Raw genomic sequence first — 19876 nt, forward strand, 5'->3', positions numbered from 1 at the left:
TGTTATGATACATTTTGTAGGCGCAGGCCCCGGCGCACCGGACCTCATCACCCGGCGGGGCGCGGCCCTGCTTCAGAAAGCCGACTGCATCATCTATGCGGGCAGTCTGGTGAACCCGGCCCTGCTGGGCCTTGCAAAGGCAGACTGCGCCATTTATAACAGCGCTGAAATGACGCTGGAGCAGGTGCTGGATGTGATGCGGCAGATGGAAGCTGCGGGTAAGATCACCGTGCGCCTGCACACCGGTGACCCCTGCCTTTACGGTGCCATCCGGGAGCAGATGGATGTGCTGGATGCCGAGGGCATTCCCTACGATGATACCCCCGGTGTTTCCAGCTTCTGCGGTGCGGCAGCGGCGCTGAACGCCGAGTACACCCTGCCCACCGTGAGCCAGACCGTCATCATCACCCGTATGGAGGGCCGCACCCCGGTGCCGGAAAAGGAAAAGCTGGCAGGCCTTGCCGCCCATGGGGCCACCATGGTGATCTTTTTGTCCATCGGCCTTGTGGAAAAGGTGCAGCAGGCACTTCTGGCGGGCGGAGCCTACACGCCGGATACCCCGGCAGCGGTGGTGTACAAGGCTACATGGCCGGAAGAACGGACCGTCCGCTGCACTGTGGGCACGCTGGCGGAAAGCGTTCATGCAGCGGGCATCACCAAAACGGCGCTCATCGTGGTGGGTGATTTTTTGGGCCGGAACTACGAGCGCAGCAAGCTGTACGACCCGGCCTTTACCACTGAGTTCCGCAGGGGGACAGACCAGTGACCCGGGCCTATCTTGCCTTTACGGCAAAGGGCCTTGCGCTGGCGGAAAAGCTGGCCGCAGAATATCCCGGCAGCGTGGCCCGCTGCGGCCATGAGCCCGGGCAGCCGGGCCTTGCGGACTGGACGGCCTGGCAGTTTGCACACAGTGATGCCCTTATTTTTGTGGGTGCGGTGGGCATTGCGGTGCGGGCCATTGCGCCCCACTGCAAAAGCAAGGCGTCTGACCCGGCGGTGGTGGTGCTGGACGAGTGCGGACGCTTTGCGGTGCCCGTTCTCTCCGGCCATCTGGGCGGGGCCAACGAGCTGGCGCGGAGGCTGGCCGCTGTGTGCGGCGCGGTGCCGGTCATTACCACTGCCACGGACGCAAACGGTGTGTTTGCGGTGGATGAATGGGCCAGACACCAGAACTGTGCCGTGCTGGAGCCGGAGCGCATCAAAAAGGTCAGCGGCGCACTGCTGGCGGGCAGAACGGTGCGGTTCGCATCCGACTGGCCCATTGCAGGCAGCCCGCCTGCGGGCCTTGCAGAAGATGCAGCGGCCCCGGAGCTTGCCCTCACCCTGTGCCCGGCGGGAGATGCTTTGCATCTTGTGCCGCGCATCGGCGTGCTGGGGGTGGGGTGCAGGCACGGCACCGGCGCCGACACGCTGGCCGAAGCCTTTGCGGCCTTCTGCGCACAGGCAGGCTTTGCCCCGCAGTGCATCGCGGCGGCGGCCAGCATCGATCTGAAGCAGAACGAAGCGGGCCTTCTGGCCTTTTGCCAGAGTCGAGGCTGGCCTGTGGAGTTTTTCACGGCGGAACAGCTGCGGCAGGCCCCCGGCAGCTTTACGCCCTCGGCCTTTGTGCAGAGCGTCACCGGCGTGGATAACGTCTGCGAGCGCGCTGCGGTGCTGGCTGCAGGCGGGCCGCTGTTTTTTCACAAATTTGCCCGCACCGGCGTGACCTTTGCGCTGGCTGCGCGGCCCTTTTCCCCGGATTGGAGGTGGCAGCATGTCTGACAGGTACGAATTTGAGATGGACGGATGGGACATGGACCGGCCCGAGAATGTTGTTTACGTGGTGGGCCTTGGCCCCGGCGATGTTTTTTATCTGACCCAGGAAGCCCAGAGCGCCCTTGAACATGCGGATGCGATCTGCGGCTACAAGCTTTACATTGACCTGATCGAGCCTGAGTTCCCCTGCGAGGAATACTATGCTACCGGCATGACGCAGGAGATTGACCGCTGCCGCTGGGCGCTGGAAAAGGCCCGCACCGGCAAGCGGGTCGCGCTGGTGTGCAGCGGCGACGCAGGTGTTTACGGCATGGCCAGTCCGCTGCTGGAGCTGGCCGAGGATTACCCGGATGTTGCCGTGGAGGTGGTGCCCGGACTCACTGCCGCCCTCAGCGGCGGGGCGGTGCTGGGCGCACCGCTGGCCCACGATTTCTGCGTGATCTCGCTTTCCGACCGGCTCACCCCGTGGGAGGTCATCGAAAAGCGGCTGGCCTGCGCCGCGCAGGGCGATTTCTGCGTGGCACTGTACAATCCCTCTTCCAAGGGCAGGCCGGACTACCTGCAAAAGGCGGTGCGCATCCTGCGCGCAAACGGCAAGGGACCGGAGACGGTCTGCGGCCTTGTGCGCAACATTGGCCGCGAGGGCCAGAGCGCCCGGGTGCTGACGCTGGCCGAGCTGGAAGACACGCCGGTGGATATGTTCACCACCGTGTACATCGGCAACGGGAACACCCGCGCCCTTTCGGGCCGGATGGTCACGCCCCGGGGGTATCGCAAATGAAAACTGTCGTGTTCAGCGGCACCACCGAGGGACGCCGCTTCTCCAAAAAGCTGGCGGCACTGGGGGCTGAGGTGACCGTGTGTGTGGCCACGCCGCTGGGAGCCGAGGAACAGGGCGAGATGGCGGGCATCACGGTCCACGCCGGGCGGCTGGGACCGGATGCCATGGCGGCGCTGCTGACGGGTGCAGACCTCTGTGTGGATGCCACCCATCCGTACGCGGTGGATGTGACCCGGAACATCCGCGCTGCGGCGGCACAGGCCGGCGTGGAATACCGCCGCCTGCTGCGGGCCCGGAGCCCGCTGCCCGAGGACTGTGTGGTGTTCGGGACCGCGGCGCAGGCGGCAGAGTACCTTGCCGGAACGAAGGAAAACATCCTGCTTGCCACCGGTGCCAAGGAGCTGGCAGCGTTTGCGCCGCTGGACCCGGCGCGGCTTTATCCCCGGGTCCTGCCCACACCGGAGGGCATCGCCGCCTGCGAGGCAGCCGGGATCCCGCACCGGAACATCATTGCCATGCAGGGGCCGTTTTCCTGCCAGCTGAACAAAGCTTTGATCGAACAGTTCCACATCCGGTATCTCGTCACCAAGGACGGCGGCGCGGCGGGCGGCTTTGCCGAAAAGGTGCAGGCCGCAGCCGAGACCGGCGTACAGCTGGTGGTGCTGCGCCGTCCGGAGGAGGTCGGCGAGACCGAGGCAGGATTATTCACGCATTGTCAGGAGATTTTGAAATGGTCACACTGATCGGTATGGGAAGCGGCAGCTGGGAGGCTTTGTCGGCACAGGCGCAGGACGCTGTGCGCAGGGCGGGCCTTGTGTTTGGCGCAAAGCGGCTGCTGGCGGGCCTCCCGCCCGAGTGCACTGCCCGGCAGTTTGCCCTCTATCAGCCTGCCGAGATCCTTGAAACGCTGGCACAGGCTCCCGGGCAGGATGCTGCCGTGCTTTACAGCGGGGACACCGGGTTTTATTCCGGCGCGTCCGGCCTGCTCACGCCCCTGCGGGCGCTGGGCATCCCTGCGCGGGTGTATCCGGGCGTTTCCAGCATTCAGCTGCTGGCGGCGGCGCTGGGCCGCCCATGGCAGGACTGGAAGCTGGTGTCGGCCCACGGCTGTGCCTGCGACCCGGTGGCGCAGTGCATGACAGAGCGCTCCGTCTTTTTCCTCACCGGCGGGGCCGAAACACCCGCCACCCTCTGCCGGAAGCTGGCCGATGCCGGCATGGGCGAAGCCCACGGCGTGGTGGGCGAAAACCTTGGCACCGGGGAAGAAGCCATTCGCTACGGCTCTGCGGCGGAGCTGGCGGGACAGAGTTTTGCACCGCTCAGCGTGCTTCTGGTGGAAAACTTCGATGTCCCGCATTTCCGCACGCCGGGCTTCCCGGACGAAAGCTTCATCCGGGGCCAGGTGCCCATGACCAAGCAGGAGGTACGCGCTGCCGCACTGGCAAAGCTGGCCGTGAAGCCTGCGGATATCCTGTGGGACGTGGGGGCAGGCACAGGCAGTGTGAGCGTGGAGCTGGCACTGGCAGCGCCTAAAGGGCGTGTGTATGCCGTGGAGTGCGATCCGGACGCCTGTGCCCTGATCCGGCAGAACCGGGCAAAGTTCCAAACTTACAACCTCACCCTCATCGAGGGCCGCGCCCCGGATGCACTGGCAGACCTGCCTGCGCCGGACGCCGTGTTCATTGGCGGAACAAAAGGCGGCATGGAAGGCGTGCTGGATGCCGTACTTGCCAAAAACCCGGACGCGCGCATCTGCATTTCCGCCATTGCGCTGGAAACGCTGAGCGCTGCGGCTGCCGCCTTTACCGCCCGGGGCCTTGCCGCCGAGGTGGTGCAGCTGGCGGTCAGCCGCACAAAGCAGGCAGGCCGTCTTCACCTGCTCATGGCAAACAACCCCATCTTCCTCATTACGGGTATACGCAAATGATGCAATTCCTCATCGCCGCGCCCCGGTCCGGCAGCGGCAAGACCACCATGACCTGCGCAGTGCTGGCGGCACTGAAAAAGCGCGGGGCCGACCCCTGCGCCTTCAAAAGCGGGCCGGACTACATCGACCCCATGTTCCACCGTTCTGCTCTGCAGGTGGACAGCCATAATCTGGATCTGTTCCTCTCGGACCGGCCCACGGTGCAGGCGCTTTACGCCCGCTGCGCCTCCGGACACGGCGCTGCCGTGTGCGAGGGGGCCATGGGCTTTTACGACGGGCAGGGCCTGACCACCCGGGCCAGCGCATGGGAGCTGGCAGACACACTGGGGCTTCCGGTGCTGCTGGTGGTGCAGCCCGGAGGGACCAGCGTAACGCTGGCGGCAGAGATCCAGGGCCTTGTGCACTTCCGCAAAAACAGCCATATTTCGGGCATCCTGCTCAATAGCTGCTCCGAAAAGCTGTATAAAATGCTCAAAGACCTGCTGGAAAGGGAGACCGGCCTGCCGGTGCTGGGCTATCTGCCCAACCTGCCGCAGGCGGCGGTGGAAAGCCGTCATCTGGGCCTGAAGACCGCAGGCGAGATCACGGACATTCAGGAAAAGATCGCTCTGCTGGCAGACCGTCTGGTGATGGACTGGGAGAAGCTGGCGGCGGTGACGGAAAGGCCGTGTCCCGAGGGCGGACGCCTTTCTCCCCGGGGAACGGCTTCCGCTTCTGTCCGCATCGCCGTGGCGAGGGACGGAGCCTTCTGCTTTACCTATGCCGAAACGCTGGACGCTTTGCGGGAGGCGGGCGCGGAGCCTGTATTTTTCAGCCCGGTGCGGGATGCTGCCCTGCCGGAGGGAGTCTGCGGGCTGTATCTGCCCGGCGGCTACCCGGAGCTGTATGCGCAGGCCCTGAGCGAAAATAAAACCATGCGGGCCTCCATCCGGGAAGCTGTGAACGCCGGTCTGCCGACAGCGGCAGAGTGCGGCGGCTTTCTGTATCTCGGGCAGAGTCTGGAGGACACCGAGGGAAAGAGCTGGCCCATGGCGGGCGTCCTGCCGGGAGCAGGCGTCCGGGCGGGCAGGCTGGTGCGGTTCGGCTATGCTGTCCTGACCGCAAAGCGGGACAGTATGCTGTTCCGCGCGGGAGAAAGCCTGCCCGTCCACGAATTTCACCACTGGGATTCCACCGCAAACGGCACTGCATTTACGGCCCGTAAAAACGAGAAAATGCAGTGGGAATGCGGCTTTGCAAACGAGAATTTCTATGCGGGCTTCCCGCATTTATACTGGGCGGGCACGCCCCTGCCGGGACGCTTTGTGCGTGCGGCAGAACGATACAGCAAAACAAAAGGATGACCAAAATGACCGAAACGGAACTGAATGCACTTTTGGCGGGTATCACCCCGGCCAACGAAGCCGCCCGCGCAGCGGCACACGCCCACTGGGCCAGCCTTGCAAAGCCTCTGGGCGGGCTGGGCCGGCTGGAGACCATGCTGGAGGACGCCGCCGCCCTCACCGGCAGTGCGGAGTTTGATCTCTCCCGCCGGGCGGTGGCGGTGCTCTGCGCGGACAACGGTGTGGTGGCGCAGGGGGTGAGCCAGACCGGGCAGGAAGTGACCCGCGCCGTGGCCGAAAACCTTGCAATGCGGCGCACCAGTGTGTGCCAGATGGCCCGCGCGGCCCACTGTGATGTGGTGCCCGTGGACATGGGCATGGCAGGCGAACCGGTGCCCGGCGTGCGGAACTGCCGCATTGCTGCCGGGACGATGGACTTTACGGCAGGGCCCGCCATGAGCCGGGCTGAGGCGGTGCAGGCCATTGGGGAGGGCATCGCCCTTGCCCGGGAACTGGCAGAGGATGGCTACAGGCTCATCGCCACCGGCGAAATGGGCATTGGCAATACCACCACCTCCAGCGCGGTGGCGGCGGTGCTGCTGGGCCAGCCCGTGGAGCTTATGACCGGGCGCGGTGCGGGCCTTTCGGACGAGGGGCTTGCCCGCAAGGTGGATGCCATCTGCCGCGGCATCCTGAAGAACGAGCCGGACCCGGAGGACCCGCTGGATGTGCTTTCCAAGCTGGGCGGCTTTGACATCGCGGGCCTGTGCGGCGTCTTTCTGGGCGGGGCGCTGGCCGGGGTGCCGGTGCTGGCAGATGGCTTTATCAGCGGGGTAGCCGCGCTGTGCGCCGTGCGGCTGTGCCCGGCGGCGGCAAAGGCTGTGTTCGCCAGCCACTGCTCCGCAGAGCCTGCGGCCCGCATGGTGCTGGAAGCACTGGGCAAGGCACCCGTCATCACGGCGGGGCTGCATCTGGGCGAGGGCACCGGTGCGGTGGCAAGCATCCCGCTGTGGGATATGGCACTGGCGGTGTACGGCGGGTGCTATTCCTTTGCGGAGGGCGGCATTGAGCCGTACAAGCCCCAATGCTGACGCTGGTGCTGGGCGGCGCAGCCAGCGGCAAAAGCGAATATGCCGAGAGCCTTGTGCTCAGGACCACCGGCCCCCGCTGGTACCTTGCCACCATGCAGGTATGGGACGCCGAGTGTGCCGCCCGGGTGGAAAAGCACCGCAAAATGCGGGCCGCAAAGCAGTTTGAAACGGTGGAGTGCCCGCTGCATCTGGAAAAGCTGCGTCTGCCTGCCCGGGGCACGGCCCTGCTGGAAGACCTAGGCAACCTTGCGGCCAACGAGCTGTACGACCCCGCCGGGGCAGGGGAGGATGCCGCCGCTGCCATCCTGCGAGGGCTGGACAGCCTTTCTGCCCAGTGCGAAAACCTCATCGTGGTCTCCAACGAGGTATTCAGCGGCGGGGCTGACTATGCCGGCGATACAGACCGCTATCTGCGGGCACTGGCGCAGGTGAACAATGCCTTTGCCGCCCGGGCCGATGCAGTGGTGCGGGTGGTATGCGGCATCCCCGTGTACTATAAAGGAGTGGAAAAATGATCGTTTTGCAGACCATCGCGGTGGCTTTTGCCATGTTTTCAGCCATCCCGGTGCCGCAGTTCGACTGGAACGAAAAAAATATGCGCTACGCCATGTGCGCCTTCCCGCTCATCGGTGTGATGATTGGGGCGGCATGGTGCGTGTGCGGGGCACTGCCTCTGCCGGGCCTTGCAAAGGCGGCGGGCTTTGCGCTGGTGCCTGTGTGGGTGACGGGCGGCATCCATCTGGACGGCTACGCCGACACCTGCGACGCCCTTTCCAGCTACGGCGACCGCACGAAAAAGCTGGAAATATTAAAAGACCCCCACTGCGGCGCCTTTGCGGTCATCCGGCTGTGCAGCTACTTTCTGGCGACTTTTGCCCTGTGCACCTGCGTGCGGTTCACCCCCCGGGCGGGGGCGCTGTGGACGCTGGCGCTGGTGCTGGAACGGGCGCTTTCGGGCTATGCAGTGGCGGCATTCCCCATGGCGAAAAACACCGGTCTTGCGCACACCTTTGCCACTGCGGCAGACAAAACTGTGGTGCGTCGGGTGCTGGCGGTGCTGGCCGCAGTGCTGTGCATGGGCATGGCGGCGCTGGGCGGCTGGGCACTGGTGCTGGCAGCGCTGGCGGTGCTCTGGCGCTACCATGCCGTGAGCCGGAAGCAGTTCGGCGGCATCACCGGCGACCTTGCCGGGTGGTTTTTGCAAAAGGCCGAGCTCTGGATGCTGGCGGCGCTGTGTGCCTGCCAGTGGGGAGGACTGCTATGATCTTTATTACCGGGCCGCTCTACAGCGGCAAGCGCACCTTTGCGCAAACGCTTCCCGGCAAGGCGCTGGCCGATGTGCAGCAGCTGGCGGCAGATGCCGCCGACCTGTCTGCCTTGGCAGACAAGCTTGCCCATGAATACGATATCCTCATCGCCACCGAGGTAGGCGGCGGTGTTGTGCCGATGGACCCAAAGCAGCGTGCCGACCGCGAGGCGGCGGGCAGGCTTGCCTGCCTGCTGGCCGCACGGGCAGAGTGCGTTGTGCAGATGTTCTGCGGCATCCCAACGGTTTTGAAAGGAGAATTGTCTCAATGCTGATCTATCTTCTGCGTCATGGCCAGACGGAATACAACGCCCAGAAGCGTTATCAGGGCCAGCGCGACATCCCGCTCTCACCCGAAGGCGCTGCCCAGCTGCGCCGGGCAGATTTTGACCCCGATGTGGTCTATGTTTCCACCCTGCAGCGCACCAGCCAGACGGCGCGCATCCTGTTCCCGGAGGCAAAGCTTGTGCCGGTGGACGGCCTGAAAGAGATGTGCTTTGGCAGCTTTGAGGGCCGCAATTTCATCGAGATGGAAAAGGACCCCGAGTATCAGGCATGGGTGAAGGCCAACTGCGAAAGCCCCTGCCCGGACGGAGAGCGCAAGACGGACTTTTCGGATCGCATCTGCCGCACCGTGGCAGAGCTGATCGATAAAGCCCTTGCCGCAGGCGAAGAGCGGCTGGTCATTCTGGCCCACGGCGGCACCCAGATGGCCGCCATGGAGCGGTTTGCCGTCCCCCACAGGGACTACTACGCATGGTGCGGGCCCAACGCGGGCGGCTTTGTGCTGGATGCAAAGGACTGGACGGAAAAGCATCTGCTGTATCTCGTGAAGACCGTCCAGTACACAAAGGAGAGCAGGGCATGATCCTTCAGGCAGTTGTCGGCGGCTTTGTGCTGGACGCTCTCTTTGCAGACCCGGCGTGGCTGCCGCACCCGGTGGTGCTCATGGGCAGATGCATCTCCCGGCTGGAAAAGTTCCTGCGCGCCCGCCTGCCCGGCACCCCGCAGGGAGAGCTGCTGGGCGGTGCCATGACGGCGTTCTGCCTGCCGGTGGGCACCTTTCTGGTCACGAGCCTTGTGTGTCTGGCGGCGGCAAAGCTCAGCCCGTGGCTGGGCCTTGCCGTGCAGATGTTCTGGTGCGGGCAGGCGCTGGCAGCCAGAGGTCTTGCACAGGAGAGCACAAATGTGTATAACGAGCTGGTCCGGAACGACCTGCCCGCTGCCCGCAAAGCCGTGAGCCGCATCGTGGGCCGCGACACCCAGGACCTGACCGCCGAGGGTGTGACCAAGGCTGCGGTGGAAACCGTGGCCGAAAATGCCAGCGACGGCGTCATTGCACCGCTGCTGTATATGCTCATCGGCGGGGCACCGCTGGCGCTGACCTACAAGGCCATTAACACCATGGACAGCATGCTGGGCTACAAGAACGAGAAGTACCTTTATTTTGGCCGTGCAGCCGCGAAGCTGGACGATGTGGCCAACTACATCCCCAGCCGCCTTGCCGCCCTTTTGTGGGTGGCGGCTGCGGCCTTTACCGGAAACGATGCCAAGGGTGCATGGCGCATCTGGCGGCGGGACCGGCACTGCCACGCCAGCCCCAACAGCGCCCAGACCGAAAGCGCCTGCGCCGGTGCACTGGGCGTGCAGCTGGCCGGCCCGGCTTACTATTTTGGCGAATATTACCCCAAGCCCACCATCGGCGATGCCCTGCGCCCCATTGAGCCGCAGGACATCCTGCGCGCCAACCGCATGATGTATGTGGCAAGCGGCTTTGCGCTGGCATGGGGTGCAGCAATACGGGGGTTCCTTGCATGAAACAATTGACCCATGGCGGCGACTGGGCGGGCTATCGCGCCGAGTTTGGCCGCGACCCGCTGGATTTTTCGGCCAATGTCAGCCCGCTGGGTCTGCCCGGGGGCGTGGCAAAGGCCATTACGGCGTCCCTTGCCACGGCCGACCGCTACCCCGACCCGCTGTGCCGGGCCCTGCGTGAAAAACTGGCTGCGGCTGAGGGTGTGCCCGCCGAATGGCTGCTGTGCAGCAACGGTGCGGCAGACCTCATCTTCCGGCTGGCGCTGGCCGAAAAGCCCCGCACCGCCCTTGTGACGGCACCCACCTTTGCCGAGTACGCCACGGCACTGGGAACTGTGGACTGCAGGGTGGAGCGGCATTTTCTGCAGGAGGAAAACGATTTTGCGGTGACGGACGCCATCCTTGATGCAGTGCACCCGGGCATCGATCTGGTGTTCCTCTGTCAGCCCAACAACCCCACCGGTCAGCTGGTCCGGCCTGCCCTTGTGGAGGCCCTGCTGCGCAGATGCGAGGCCGTGGGTGCAGTGCTGGCCATGGACGAATGCTTTCTGGATTTTCTGCCGGAGGGCGAAGGCCTTTCGGCAAAGCATCTGCTGAAAAACAGCAAAAAACTGATTATTTTAAAAGCCTTCACCAAGCTTTACGGCATGGCAGGCGTGCGTCTGGGCTATTGCCTGTGCTCTGATACAGAGTTGCTTGCCCGGATGCAGGCAGCGGGCCAGCCGTGGGCGGTGTCCGGTCTGGCGCAGGCGGCAGGCATCGCCGCGCTGGACGAGACGGACTATGTGGCGCAGGTGCGTGCATTGATCGAAACACAGCGGCCTGTGCTGGCAGACGGCCTGCGGGCGCTGGGCCTGCGGGTGATCGAGGGCCGGGCCAACTATCTGCTGTTCCGGGCACCGGAAGCGCTGGGCGCTGCGCTGCGGCACAAGGGCGCAGTGCTGCGCAGCTGCGGCAACTATCCGGGTCTGGACGCAGGCTGGTACCGCACCGCCGTGCGCACAGAAAACGAGAACCGGCAGCTGCTTGCACTGCTGGCCGAAACCCTGCCGGAGGTGGCACAATGAGCAAGGCAAAATGCATTATGGTGCAGGGCACCATGAGCGGTGCGGGCAAAAGCCTGCTGTGCGCGGCGCTGTGCCGCATCTTTGCGCAGGACGGCTACCGTGTGGCACCCTTTAAAAGCCAGAACATGGCTCTGAACAGCTTCGTCACCCGCGATGGCGCGGAGATGGGCCGTGCGCAGGTGGTGCAGGCGCAGGCTGCGGGCACAGAACCGGATGTGCGGATGAACCCCATCCTGCTCAAGCCCAGCAGCGATGTGGGCAGTCAGGTCATCGTAAATGGCAGAGCCCGGGGCCAGATGTCCGCCGCCGATTATTTCAGGATGAAGCGCAGCCTTATCCCGGACATTCTGGAAGCCTACAACAGCCTTGCCGCCGAGAACGACATCATCGTGATCGAAGGCGCGGGCAGCCCGGCAGAGATCAACCTGAAGGCGGATGATATCGTCAACATGGGCCTTGCAAAGCTGGTGGATGCACCGGTGCTGCTGGCGGGCGATATCGACCGGGGCGGCGTATTCGCGCAGCTGTACGGCACCGTGGAGCTGCTGGAAGCCGACGAGCGTGCCCGCATCAGGGGGCTCATCATCAACAAGTTCCGGGGCGATGTGGAGATCCTGCGGCCCGGCCTTGCCATGCTGGAAGAAAAAACGCACCTGCCCGTAGTGGGTGTGGTGCCGTATCTGCGGGTGGAGATCGAGGACGAGGATTCTCTCTCGGACCGTCTGGAAGCAAAAAACGCCGTCAAGCCGCTGGATATCGCCATCCTGCGCCTGCCACATGTGTCCAACTTCACCGACTTTATCCCATTGGAACAGCACCCGCTGCTGGGCGTGCGGTATGTGCAGCACACCCGCCAGCTGGGCGCGCCGGATCTCGTCATCCTGCCCGGCACCAAGAACACCATGGACGACCTGCGCTGGCTGCGGGAAAGCGGACTGGAAGCGGCGGTGCTCAGGCTTTCGGCAGCCGGTACACCGGTGCTGGGTGTGTGCGGCGGCTATCAGATGCTGGGCGAACGGCTCTGCGACCCGGCAGGGGAGGAGAGCGGCACCCCCTGCACCCTGCGGGGCCTTGGCCTGCTGCCCACCACGACGGTGTTCGGCACCGAAAAGCACCTGACTCAGACCGCAGCCCGCGCTGCCGCTGCCCCCTTTGCCGGGGCAGCGCTCACGGGCTACGAGATCCACGCAGGCCGCACCGAGGTGCGGGGCGGTGCGTTCTGCACCCTTGCAGACGGCACGCCGGAGGGCTGTGTGCAGGGCAATGTGTTCGGCACCTACCTGCATGGGCTGTTCGACACCGGCGAACTGACCGAAAAACTGACCACTTTTTTGTGCAGAAAGAAGGGGATTGACCCGGCCGGGGCCGACCTCATCCCCATGGAACAATACCGTCAGCAGCAGTTTGACCTGCTGGCAGACGGCGTGCGTGCGGCGCTGGACCTGCCTGCCGTTTACGCCGCTATGGGCCTTGCCGGACCGAAAGGAGAGAACGCATGACACCGCAGCATCATCTGCCCGCCGACATTGAACGGACGAGCATCTCCATTATCACAAGGGAACTGGACGAGCTGGGCCTGACCCCGCCGCCGGAGACGGCTGCGGTGGTCAAACGGGTCATCCACACCACTGCCGATTTCGACTACGCAAAAAATCTGCGCTTTACTCCTGGCGCGGTGCAGGCCGCTGTCAGGGCCCTGCAGAGGGGTGCGGTGATCGTCACCGACACCAACATGGCGCTGGCGGGCATTTCCAGACCGGGCCTTGCAAAGCTGGGCTGTGAGGCCGTCTGCTACATGGCCGACCCCGCTGTGGCCGAAGCGGCAAAGCAGGCGGGCACCACCCGCGCCGTGGCTGCCATGCACCGCGCTGCCCGGGAGCACCCGGGGGCCATCCTTGCCGTGGGCAATGCGCCCACAGCCCTGCTGACCATCGCGGAAGAAATAGAAGCCGGGCTGCGGCCTGCGCTGGTCATCGGTGTGCCGGTGGGCTTTGTGAACGTGGTGGAAAGCAAGGAGACCCTCTTTGCGGTCTGCGAACAGCACGGCGTGCCTGCCATTGCTGCCATGGGCCGCAAGGGCGGCAGCAATGTGGCCGCAGCCATCTGCAACGCCCTTGTTTATTCTGCCGCCGAAATGCTGGACCCCTCTGCCAGAGGGTGGAAAGGATAAAGGAAAGGCCGACAGACCGCTTTCTCCGCAAACAGCGGCAATGCCGAATAGATACAGGCTCTCCCTGCTTGACAAACAGGAAGGGCCTTTTCGTTATACAAAAAGGCTGCTGCACGCTTTTTGCCGTGCAGCAGCCTTTGAGAAAATGATGGTGGAACGCAGTTCAGGAAAAATTATTTGCCCAGATGCCAGATGTCCCGGTCGTACTCGGCAATGGTGCGGTCGGAGGAGAACATGCCTGCTTTGGCAATGTTCACCAGACACTTGCGCCGCCAGCCCTTCGGGTCGCAGGCGTAATCACTGAGGGCCTGCCCCTTGCGCACGACGTAGGCGTTGAAGTCCGGCAGGGTCTGGAACCAGTCTTTATGGATCAGCTCGTTGTGCAGGCGGGTCAGGTTTTCGGCGTGACCGGCGGCCAGCATCTCCGGGCCGGTGAGGAAGTTGATGGCGCGGCGGATGTTGGCATCCCCCTCCACCCACTGGGCGGGGTCGTAGTCACCCACGGCGTAGCGGTGGATGACCTGATCGGAGGTCTGACCGAAGATATAGATGTTCTCCTCGCCCACCTGCTGGCTGATCTCCACATTGGCACCGTCCATGGTGCCCAGCGTCAGCGCGCCGTTCAGCATGAACTTCATGTTGCCGGTGCCGGAGGCTTCCTTGGAGGCAAGGCTGATCTGCTCGGACAGGTCACAGGCCGGGATCAGCTTTTCGGCGGCGGTGACGTTGTAGTTCTCCACAAAGACCACCTGCAGCCACTGGGACACCTCCGGGTCTGCGGCGATGACCTTGGACAGGGTCAGCAGCGCATGGATGATGTCCTTTGCAATGGTGTAGGCAGGTGCGGCCTTGGCACCGAAGATGCTCACCAGCGGAGCAGCGGGCAGGTGCCCGGCCTTGATCTCGTAGTACTGATGGATGAGATACAGCAGGTTCAGCTGCTGGCGCTTATACTCGTGCAGGCGCTTGGACTGGATGTCGAACACGGCATCGGTGTTCACGCTCACCTTCTGGGTGCGCAGCAGCCAGTCTGCCAGTGCTTCCTTGTTGGCCTTCTTCACGGCGGTCAGCTGGTCCAGCACAGCTTCGTCATCGGCAAAAGCCAGCAGCTTTTCCAGCTCGGCAGCGTTCTTGCGGAAGCCGGAGCCGATGTGCTGTTCCAGTGCGGCGGTCAGGCGGGGGTCGCATTCCAGCAGCCAGCGGCGGAAGGTGATGCCGTTGGTCTTGTTGTTGAACTTTTCCGGGTACAGCTCATAGAAGCCGTGCAGCTCGGAATTTTTCAAAATCTCGGTGTGCAGCGCCGCCACGCCATTGGTGGAGTGGGTGAAGTGGATGTCCATGTGGGCCATGTGCACCCGGTCGTCCTTGTCGATGATGGCAAGGCTCTCGTCCTTGGTGCGGGTGCGGGCCAGCGCGTCCAGCTTTTCGATAATGGGCATCAGCTGGGGTACAACGGCATCCAGATAGGCGCGGGGCCACTTTTCCAGTGCTTCGGCCAGAATGGTGTGGTTGGTGTAGGCGCAGGTCTTTGTGACGATCTTTACGGCTTCCTCAAATTCGATGCCCTTTTCGCCCAGCAGCCGAATCAGCTCCGGGATGACCATGCTGGGGTGGGTGTCGTTGATCTGGATGGCGGCGTAGTCGGCCAGATCGTGGTAATCGCAGCCCCGGGCGGCACACTCGGCCAGAATGAGCTGGGCACCGGCAGAGACCATCAGGTACTGCTGGTACACCCGCAGGCGGCGGCCTGCCTCATCGGAATCGTCCGGGTAGAGGAAGAGGGTCAGGTTTTTGTCGATGGCAGTTTTATCGAAGGCAATGCCGTCGTGGACGATGCTCTCATCGATGGTATCAAGGTCAAACAGGTTCAGGGTGTTGGTGCGGCCCTCGTAGCCAGTGACGGCCAGCTTGTACAGCCGGGCAGTGTACTCTTTGCCCGCCAGCTCCACCGGATAGGTGATGTCGGTCTTTTCGGCCCAGCTGTGGGCGGTGAGCCACGGGTCGGGCTTTTCGTTCTGCACGCCGTCCTCAAAGGACTGATGGAACAAGCCGAAGTGATACCGCAGGCCCACGCCGTCGCCGGGCAGGTTCAGCGTTGCCAGAGAGTCGAGGAAGCAGGCCGCCAGACGGCCCAGACCGCCGTTGCCCAGAGAGGGTTCCGGCTCCACCTCTTCGATATCGGAAAGGCTCTTGCCGGCGGCAGCCAGTGCATCCCGGGCTTCATCGTACAGTCCCAGATTGATGAGGTTGTTGGACAGCAGCTTGCCGATGAGAAATTCGGCGCTGATATAGTACAGCTTGCGGCCGGTGACCGGCTGCACACGGTCGGCGCTCTTCTGCCGGACGAGTTCCAGCAGCGCGAGATACAGCTCCTGATTCGTGCAGTCCGCCAGCGGCTTGCCCGTGAGACCCTGTAACGTTTCGGTAAAGCTCATAAATGCATCCTCCTTTGTTAGAGTGTATCTGAAAAGTCGAAAATTAGTCTGTTTCTACAAGCACAGCTGGATCTTGCGTGAAACAGCCTTGAGATCCACAAAGGATCCCTGCGGCTCTTTGCCTTAGAGCCCGCTTGTGCTTGCGGAATATTCGTCATTTTCTTTGTTTTCAAATACACCTTGCGGAAAACAGGTTTGACATCTGTACTTCCAGATATACCACATAAAACAATCAAAATCTTGCCTAAAAAGCGCAGACTGTGGTACAATCCTATCATCAGGAGGTGAAACGATGCAAAATCAGGCATCTTTGCAGGAGACCAAGCAGCACGGTGCCGTGCGGTTTCCCTTCAATCTGTATCCCTGCACCATTCCGGGGGACTTTCCGCAGGTGGCGCTCCACTGGCAGGAGAGCATGGAGCTGGTCTTTGTCAAGCGTGGCACAGGGCTGGTGCAGGTGGGCGCTGAGAGCTGCCCGGCCCGCATGGGGGACATCTTTATTTTTACGCCCGGCACCCTTCATGCCCTGCGGCAGGCCGAGGGGCAGTGCATGGAATACGAAAATATCATTTTTGAGCTGGAGCTTCTGGGCGGCGCAGAGGACCTTTGCGCCGAGAAATATCTGCTTCCGCTGCAAAGCGGGCGACTGTCACTGCCTGCGCGGCTGACCCCGAACGATTTGTGCTATCTGCAGGCCGCCGCCTGCCTGCGGGAGGTGGAGGATGCCAACCGTGCCAAGCTCCCCGGCTATGAACTGCAGGTCAAGGGGGCGCTGCTGCGGTTTCTTGCCCTGCTCCTTGCACAGGGCCGGCAGCGGCTTGCCGCCGAGACAGCCGACACCCAGCGGCTGAAAACGCTCCTGCAATGGCTCTCGGCTCATTATGCCGAGGCGCTCCGGGTCGCCGATGCCGCCGGGGTCTGCTCCTTCAGCGCCAGCCATTTTATGCGGTGGTTCCGGCAGATGACCGGACAGAGCTTTGTGGCCTTTCTGAACGAGTACCGGCTCAACACCGCCGCCGAAGCGCTGCAGGCCACGGATGAGACGGTTCTGACCATCGCTTCCCGGTGCGGGTTTGAGAACCTCTCCTATTTTAACCGGGCGTTCAAGGCACACTTCGGCATGACGCCCCGGGAGTACCGGAAAAAATAAGCAAAACGAGGCCGTTCTGCCTCTCTGGAAAAGAGAGGGAACGGCCTCGTTTTTTGCACATCAGACATCCGGCGGCGGGCAGCTGCTCTCCCGTAGGATGAGCCGGTGCGGCACAATGATCTTGGTTGCCAGAAGATTCGGGTTCTCGATGTGGTTGATGGTCTGGCTGGCCGCTTCCATGCCCAGCTGGTAGGGGTTCACGTCCACGGTGGTCAGCTGCGGGCTGGTGATGCGGGAGAACAGCGAGTTGTTGAAAGAAACGATGGAAAGGTCTTTCGGGACGTGCAGCCCCAGTTTGCCGCAGAACTGTTCCAGCACCACAGCAAGAATATCATCGCTGACCAGCATGGCGGTGGGGCGGTCCGGCGCGGTGAGCAGGGCCTTCAGCGTTTCTTCGTACGCATCGTTCAGGGTGTCGATCTCCACACAGTCCTGCTCGCGGGGGGTGATGCCATGCTTGAGCAGGGACATCTGGTAACCGCGCTTACGCTCTGCCGAAAACAGCATGGCATTGCTGACACCAAAATAGGCAATGCGGCGGTGGCCCATCTCATAGAGGTAGTCGGCGGCTTCCTCTCCGGCAAGGGCGTTGTCGTTGTCGATATAGATGGTCTGGTTGGCGGACTGCGCCGCCTTGCCCACAATGACGTGGAGCAGCCCTTCGTTGCGCAGATAGGCCGCCACAGGACAGTCCTTTTTGGAGTAGAGCAGGATGAAACCATCTGCCTGCGCGTTGGCCACCATGCTCTGGATGGCGTCCAGAACCTCTGCATCATCCTGCCCGGTGATGACCGTGTTCACATACCGCCGCTGGTTGCAGAACTGCCCGATGCCGCGGATGATCTCCAGATGGAATGCATTTTCGTAGACGTCCCGCTGGGAGGAGGGCAGAATGATGCCGATGGTCTTGGAAAAAGCTTCCACTGGTTCGGCTTCAAAGTTCGGCTCATAGCCCAGCTGTGCCATGATGCGGCGCACCCGCTCCTTGGTGTCCCGGCTGATGGAAGGGCTGTCCTTGCAGGTGCGGGACACCGTGGAGGGGGAGACCCCCGCTGCTGCGGCGACATCCTTGATGGTAACTGCCATGATCTGTTCCTCCCGAATCGATATTGCTTCTATTGTAAAGCCGTTTGCACGCAATGTCAATGTTTGCGCAAAGAGTTGCGCAAATCGTGCAATGCGTCACTCTGCGTACCTTCGACAACTTTCACAAAGAATCTTTTACTGTGTTGTGGAAAACGTAGAAAGCTTATTTTTGCTATAGAAAACTCTTGTAAAAATTGCGGAGTTGGATTATTCTTGTTGCGTAAAGTTACGCAAACATAATGCAACACTTGCGTAAAACGATGCAAAAGGAATAAGGAGGAACATCATGGCAACAACAAAAGCGGCTCCGGGCAAAAAGGGGCTCATCAACTTCGACTTTTTACAAAAGCTGGGCAAGGTGCTGATGACGGTCATCGCCGTCATGCCCGCTGCCGGTCTGATGATCAGTCTGGGCAAGCTGGTGCAGATGGGCGGCGGCGACATCGCAGCAGTCATGACCATCGGCACCACCATGGAGAATATCGGCTGGGCAGTCATCAACAACCTGCACATCCTGTTCGCCGTGGCCATCGGCGGCAGCTGGGCAAAGGAGCGTGCAGGCGGTGCCTTCGCGGCCGTGCTGGCATTTGCCCTCATCAATGTGATCACCGGCAACATCTTCGGCGTCACCAGCGCCATGCTGGCAGACCCCAATGCCGTGACCCACACCCTGTTCGGGCAGGAAATCGCCGTTAACGGCTACTTTACCTCCGTGCTGGGTGCTCCGGCCCTGAACATGGGCGTGTTTGTGGGCATCATCGCCGGTTTTGTGGGCGGTGTGGCTTACAATAAATACTACAACTTCCGCAAGCTGCCGGATGCACTGGCTTTCTTCAACGGCAAGCGCTTCGTGCCCATGGTGGTCATTGCCTACTCGGTGGTCATTTCCATCCTGCTGTCGCTGTTCTGGCCTGTGGTCCAGACCGGCATCAACAACTTCGGCATCTGGATCGCCAACTCTTCCGAGACCTCTCCCGTTCTGGCTCCGTTCATCTATGGCACGCTGGAGCGTCTGCTGCTGCCCTTTGGTCTGCACCACATGCTGACCATCCCCATGAACTACACCTCCTTCGGCGGCACCTACACCATCGCCACCGGCGTCAACGCAGGCAGTCAGGTATTTGGTCAGGACCCGCTGTGGCTGGCATGGGCCAACGACCTCATCAACTTCAAGAAGGCCGGTGACATGGCTGCATACAACAACCTGCTGGCTACTGTCACCCCCGCCCGCTTCAAGGTAGGCCAGATGATCGGCGCTACCGGTCTGCTGCTGGGCATCGCACTGGCCATGTACCGCCGTGTGGACGCCGACAAGCGCGCAAACTATAAGTCCATGTTCATCTCCACCGCACTGGCCGTGTTCCTGACCGGCGTCACCGAGCCGCTGGAATTCATGTTCATGTTCTGCGCCATGCCGCTGTACATCGTGTACGCACTGCTGCAGGGCTGTGCGTTCGCCATGGCAGGCATCATCCATCTGCGCCTGCACTCCTTCGGCAATCTGGAATTCATTACCCGCATCCCCATGTCCCTGCAGGCCGGTCTGGGCGGCGATATCATCAACTTTGTGATCTGCGTGATCGCGTTCTTTGTCATCGGCTATTTCGTGGCGTACTTCATGATCGGCAAGCTCAAGCTGGCTACGCCGGGCCGTCTGGGCAACTATACCGATGACAACGCGGACGATTCCGCTGCCGATGCAAAGACCGAGAAGAAGGCCGACAAAAAGGCCGACAACGGTCAGGCCGAGCGCATCATCGCCCTGCTGGGCGGCCGTGAGAACATCGTGCTGGTGGATGCCTGCATGACCCGTCTGCGCGTTACCGTAAAGGACCCCGCCAAGGTGGCCGACCTTGCCGCATGGAAGGCTGAGGGTGCCCTGAGCCTGCTGGTGAAGGGCGACGGCATTCAGGCTGTGTACGGCCCCAAGGCAGACGTTCTGAAATCTGATATCAACGATATTTTGTAAAA

Annotated in this window: 19 protein-coding genes; 17 read left to right on the plus strand and 2 right to left on the minus strand. The window is 62.6% G+C overall.

Going from position 1 to position 19876, the window contains the following annotated elements; genetic code table 11:
• Positions 1-4: 4 nt before the first annotated feature.
• Genes cobM through ACKXF9_RS12340 form a run of 15 tightly spaced genes read left to right on the plus strand, consistent with a single transcriptional unit; the run spans position 5 to position 13234 of the window.
• Positions 5-766, plus strand: coding sequence for a precorrin-4 C(11)-methyltransferase (gene cobM, locus ACKXF9_RS12270; RefSeq protein WP_339395781.1), 762 nt, complete (start codon positions 5-7; stop codon positions 764-766).
• Positions 763-1761: a cobalt-precorrin 5A hydrolase gene (locus ACKXF9_RS12275; protein WP_418266389.1), complete on the plus strand. Its 999-nt coding sequence runs from the start codon at positions 763-765 to the stop codon at positions 1759-1761. The genes cobM and ACKXF9_RS12275 overlap by 4 nt, the downstream gene beginning before the upstream one ends.
• Positions 1754-2536 (plus strand): precorrin-3B C(17)-methyltransferase, encoded by a 783-nt coding sequence (cobJ, locus tag ACKXF9_RS12280; protein WP_418266390.1) that lies wholly within the window; start codon positions 1754-1756, stop codon positions 2534-2536. The genes ACKXF9_RS12275 and cobJ overlap by 8 nt, the downstream gene beginning before the upstream one ends.
• A complete protein-coding gene (cobK, locus tag ACKXF9_RS12285) occupies positions 2533-3279 on the plus strand; it encodes a precorrin-6A reductase (protein WP_418266391.1) in 747 nt (248 codons plus the stop codon). The genes cobJ and cobK overlap by 4 nt, the downstream gene beginning before the upstream one ends.
• Complete coding sequence (cbiE, locus tag ACKXF9_RS12290) at positions 3267-4463, plus strand: precorrin-6y C5,15-methyltransferase (decarboxylating) subunit CbiE (RefSeq protein ID WP_418266392.1); 1197 nt, start codon at positions 3267-3269, stop codon at positions 4461-4463. The genes cobK and cbiE overlap by 13 nt, the downstream gene beginning before the upstream one ends.
• Positions 4460-5806 (plus strand): cobyrinate a,c-diamide synthase, encoded by a 1347-nt coding sequence (locus ACKXF9_RS12295; RefSeq protein WP_418266393.1) that lies wholly within the window; start codon positions 4460-4462, stop codon positions 5804-5806. Before cbiE ends, ACKXF9_RS12295 begins: the two co-directional genes overlap by 4 nt.
• A 5-nt stretch (positions 5807-5811) precedes the next feature.
• Entirely contained in the window at positions 5812-6876 is a 1065-nt protein-coding gene (cobT, locus tag ACKXF9_RS12300) for a nicotinate-nucleotide--dimethylbenzimidazole phosphoribosyltransferase (RefSeq protein WP_418266394.1), read from the plus strand.
• A complete protein-coding gene (locus ACKXF9_RS12305; protein ID WP_418266395.1) occupies positions 6870-7391 on the plus strand; it encodes a bifunctional adenosylcobinamide kinase/adenosylcobinamide-phosphate guanylyltransferase in 522 nt (173 codons plus the stop codon). Before cobT ends, ACKXF9_RS12305 begins: the two co-directional genes overlap by 7 nt.
• Positions 7388-8140, plus strand: coding sequence for an adenosylcobinamide-GDP ribazoletransferase (locus ACKXF9_RS12310; protein ID WP_418266396.1), 753 nt, complete (start codon positions 7388-7390; stop codon positions 8138-8140). The genes ACKXF9_RS12305 and ACKXF9_RS12310 overlap by 4 nt, the downstream gene beginning before the upstream one ends.
• Entirely contained in the window at positions 8137-8457 is a 321-nt protein-coding gene (locus ACKXF9_RS12315; RefSeq protein WP_418266397.1) for a bifunctional adenosylcobinamide kinase/adenosylcobinamide-phosphate guanylyltransferase, read from the plus strand. The genes ACKXF9_RS12310 and ACKXF9_RS12315 overlap by 4 nt, the downstream gene beginning before the upstream one ends.
• On the plus strand, positions 8451-9050 hold the full coding sequence (locus tag ACKXF9_RS12320) for a histidine phosphatase family protein (protein WP_005943240.1): 600 nt from the start codon (positions 8451-8453) through the stop codon (positions 9048-9050). The genes ACKXF9_RS12315 and ACKXF9_RS12320 overlap by 7 nt, the downstream gene beginning before the upstream one ends.
• Entirely contained in the window at positions 9047-10000 is a 954-nt protein-coding gene (cbiB, locus tag ACKXF9_RS12325; protein ID WP_418266398.1) for an adenosylcobinamide-phosphate synthase CbiB, read from the plus strand. Before ACKXF9_RS12320 ends, cbiB begins: the two co-directional genes overlap by 4 nt.
• A complete protein-coding gene (locus ACKXF9_RS12330) occupies positions 9997-11064 on the plus strand; it encodes a pyridoxal phosphate-dependent aminotransferase (RefSeq protein WP_418266399.1) in 1068 nt (355 codons plus the stop codon). The genes cbiB and ACKXF9_RS12330 overlap by 4 nt, the downstream gene beginning before the upstream one ends.
• Entirely contained in the window at positions 11061-12563 is a 1503-nt protein-coding gene (locus tag ACKXF9_RS12335; RefSeq protein ID WP_418266400.1) for a cobyric acid synthase, read from the plus strand. The genes ACKXF9_RS12330 and ACKXF9_RS12335 overlap by 4 nt, the downstream gene beginning before the upstream one ends.
• Positions 12560-13234 carry a precorrin-8X methylmutase gene (locus tag ACKXF9_RS12340; RefSeq protein ID WP_418266401.1) on the plus strand — a complete coding sequence of 225 codons (675 nt, stop codon included), beginning with the start codon at positions 12560-12562 and terminating at the stop codon, positions 13232-13234. Before ACKXF9_RS12335 ends, ACKXF9_RS12340 begins: the two co-directional genes overlap by 4 nt.
• Before the next feature lie 173 nt (positions 13235-13407).
• Here ACKXF9_RS12340 and glgP read toward each other — a convergent pair whose 3' ends face one another.
• Positions 13408-15669, minus strand: coding sequence for a glycogen/starch/alpha-glucan family phosphorylase (gene glgP, locus ACKXF9_RS12345; protein WP_418266402.1), 2262 nt, complete (start codon positions 15667-15669; stop codon positions 13408-13410).
• Positions 15670-15961: 292 nt separating this feature from the next.
• On the opposite strand from glgP, the gene ACKXF9_RS12350 reads away from it, so the two are divergent.
• The gene (locus tag ACKXF9_RS12350; RefSeq protein WP_249237267.1) at positions 15962-16819 is read left to right on the plus strand and encodes an AraC family transcriptional regulator; all 858 of its coding nucleotides are present in this window, start codon (positions 15962-15964) and stop codon (positions 16817-16819) included.
• Between the two features lie 60 nt (positions 16820-16879).
• On the opposite strand, the gene ACKXF9_RS12355 is transcribed toward ACKXF9_RS12350, so the two are convergent.
• A complete protein-coding gene (locus tag ACKXF9_RS12355) occupies positions 16880-17905 on the minus strand; it encodes a LacI family DNA-binding transcriptional regulator (RefSeq protein ID WP_418266403.1) in 1026 nt (341 codons plus the stop codon).
• 286 nt (positions 17906-18191) lie between these two features.
• Between ACKXF9_RS12355 and ACKXF9_RS12360 the strand changes: the two genes are divergently transcribed.
• A complete protein-coding gene (locus ACKXF9_RS12360; RefSeq protein ID WP_418266404.1) occupies positions 18192-19874 on the plus strand; it encodes a PTS transporter subunit IIBC in 1683 nt (560 codons plus the stop codon).
• Positions 19875-19876 lie beyond the last annotated feature (2 nt).

The organism is Faecalibacterium sp. 9 (genome assembly GCF_048320955.1).
In the GTDB taxonomy this organism is placed as follows: domain Bacteria; phylum Bacillota; class Clostridia; order Oscillospirales; family Ruminococcaceae; genus Faecalibacterium; species Faecalibacterium wellingii.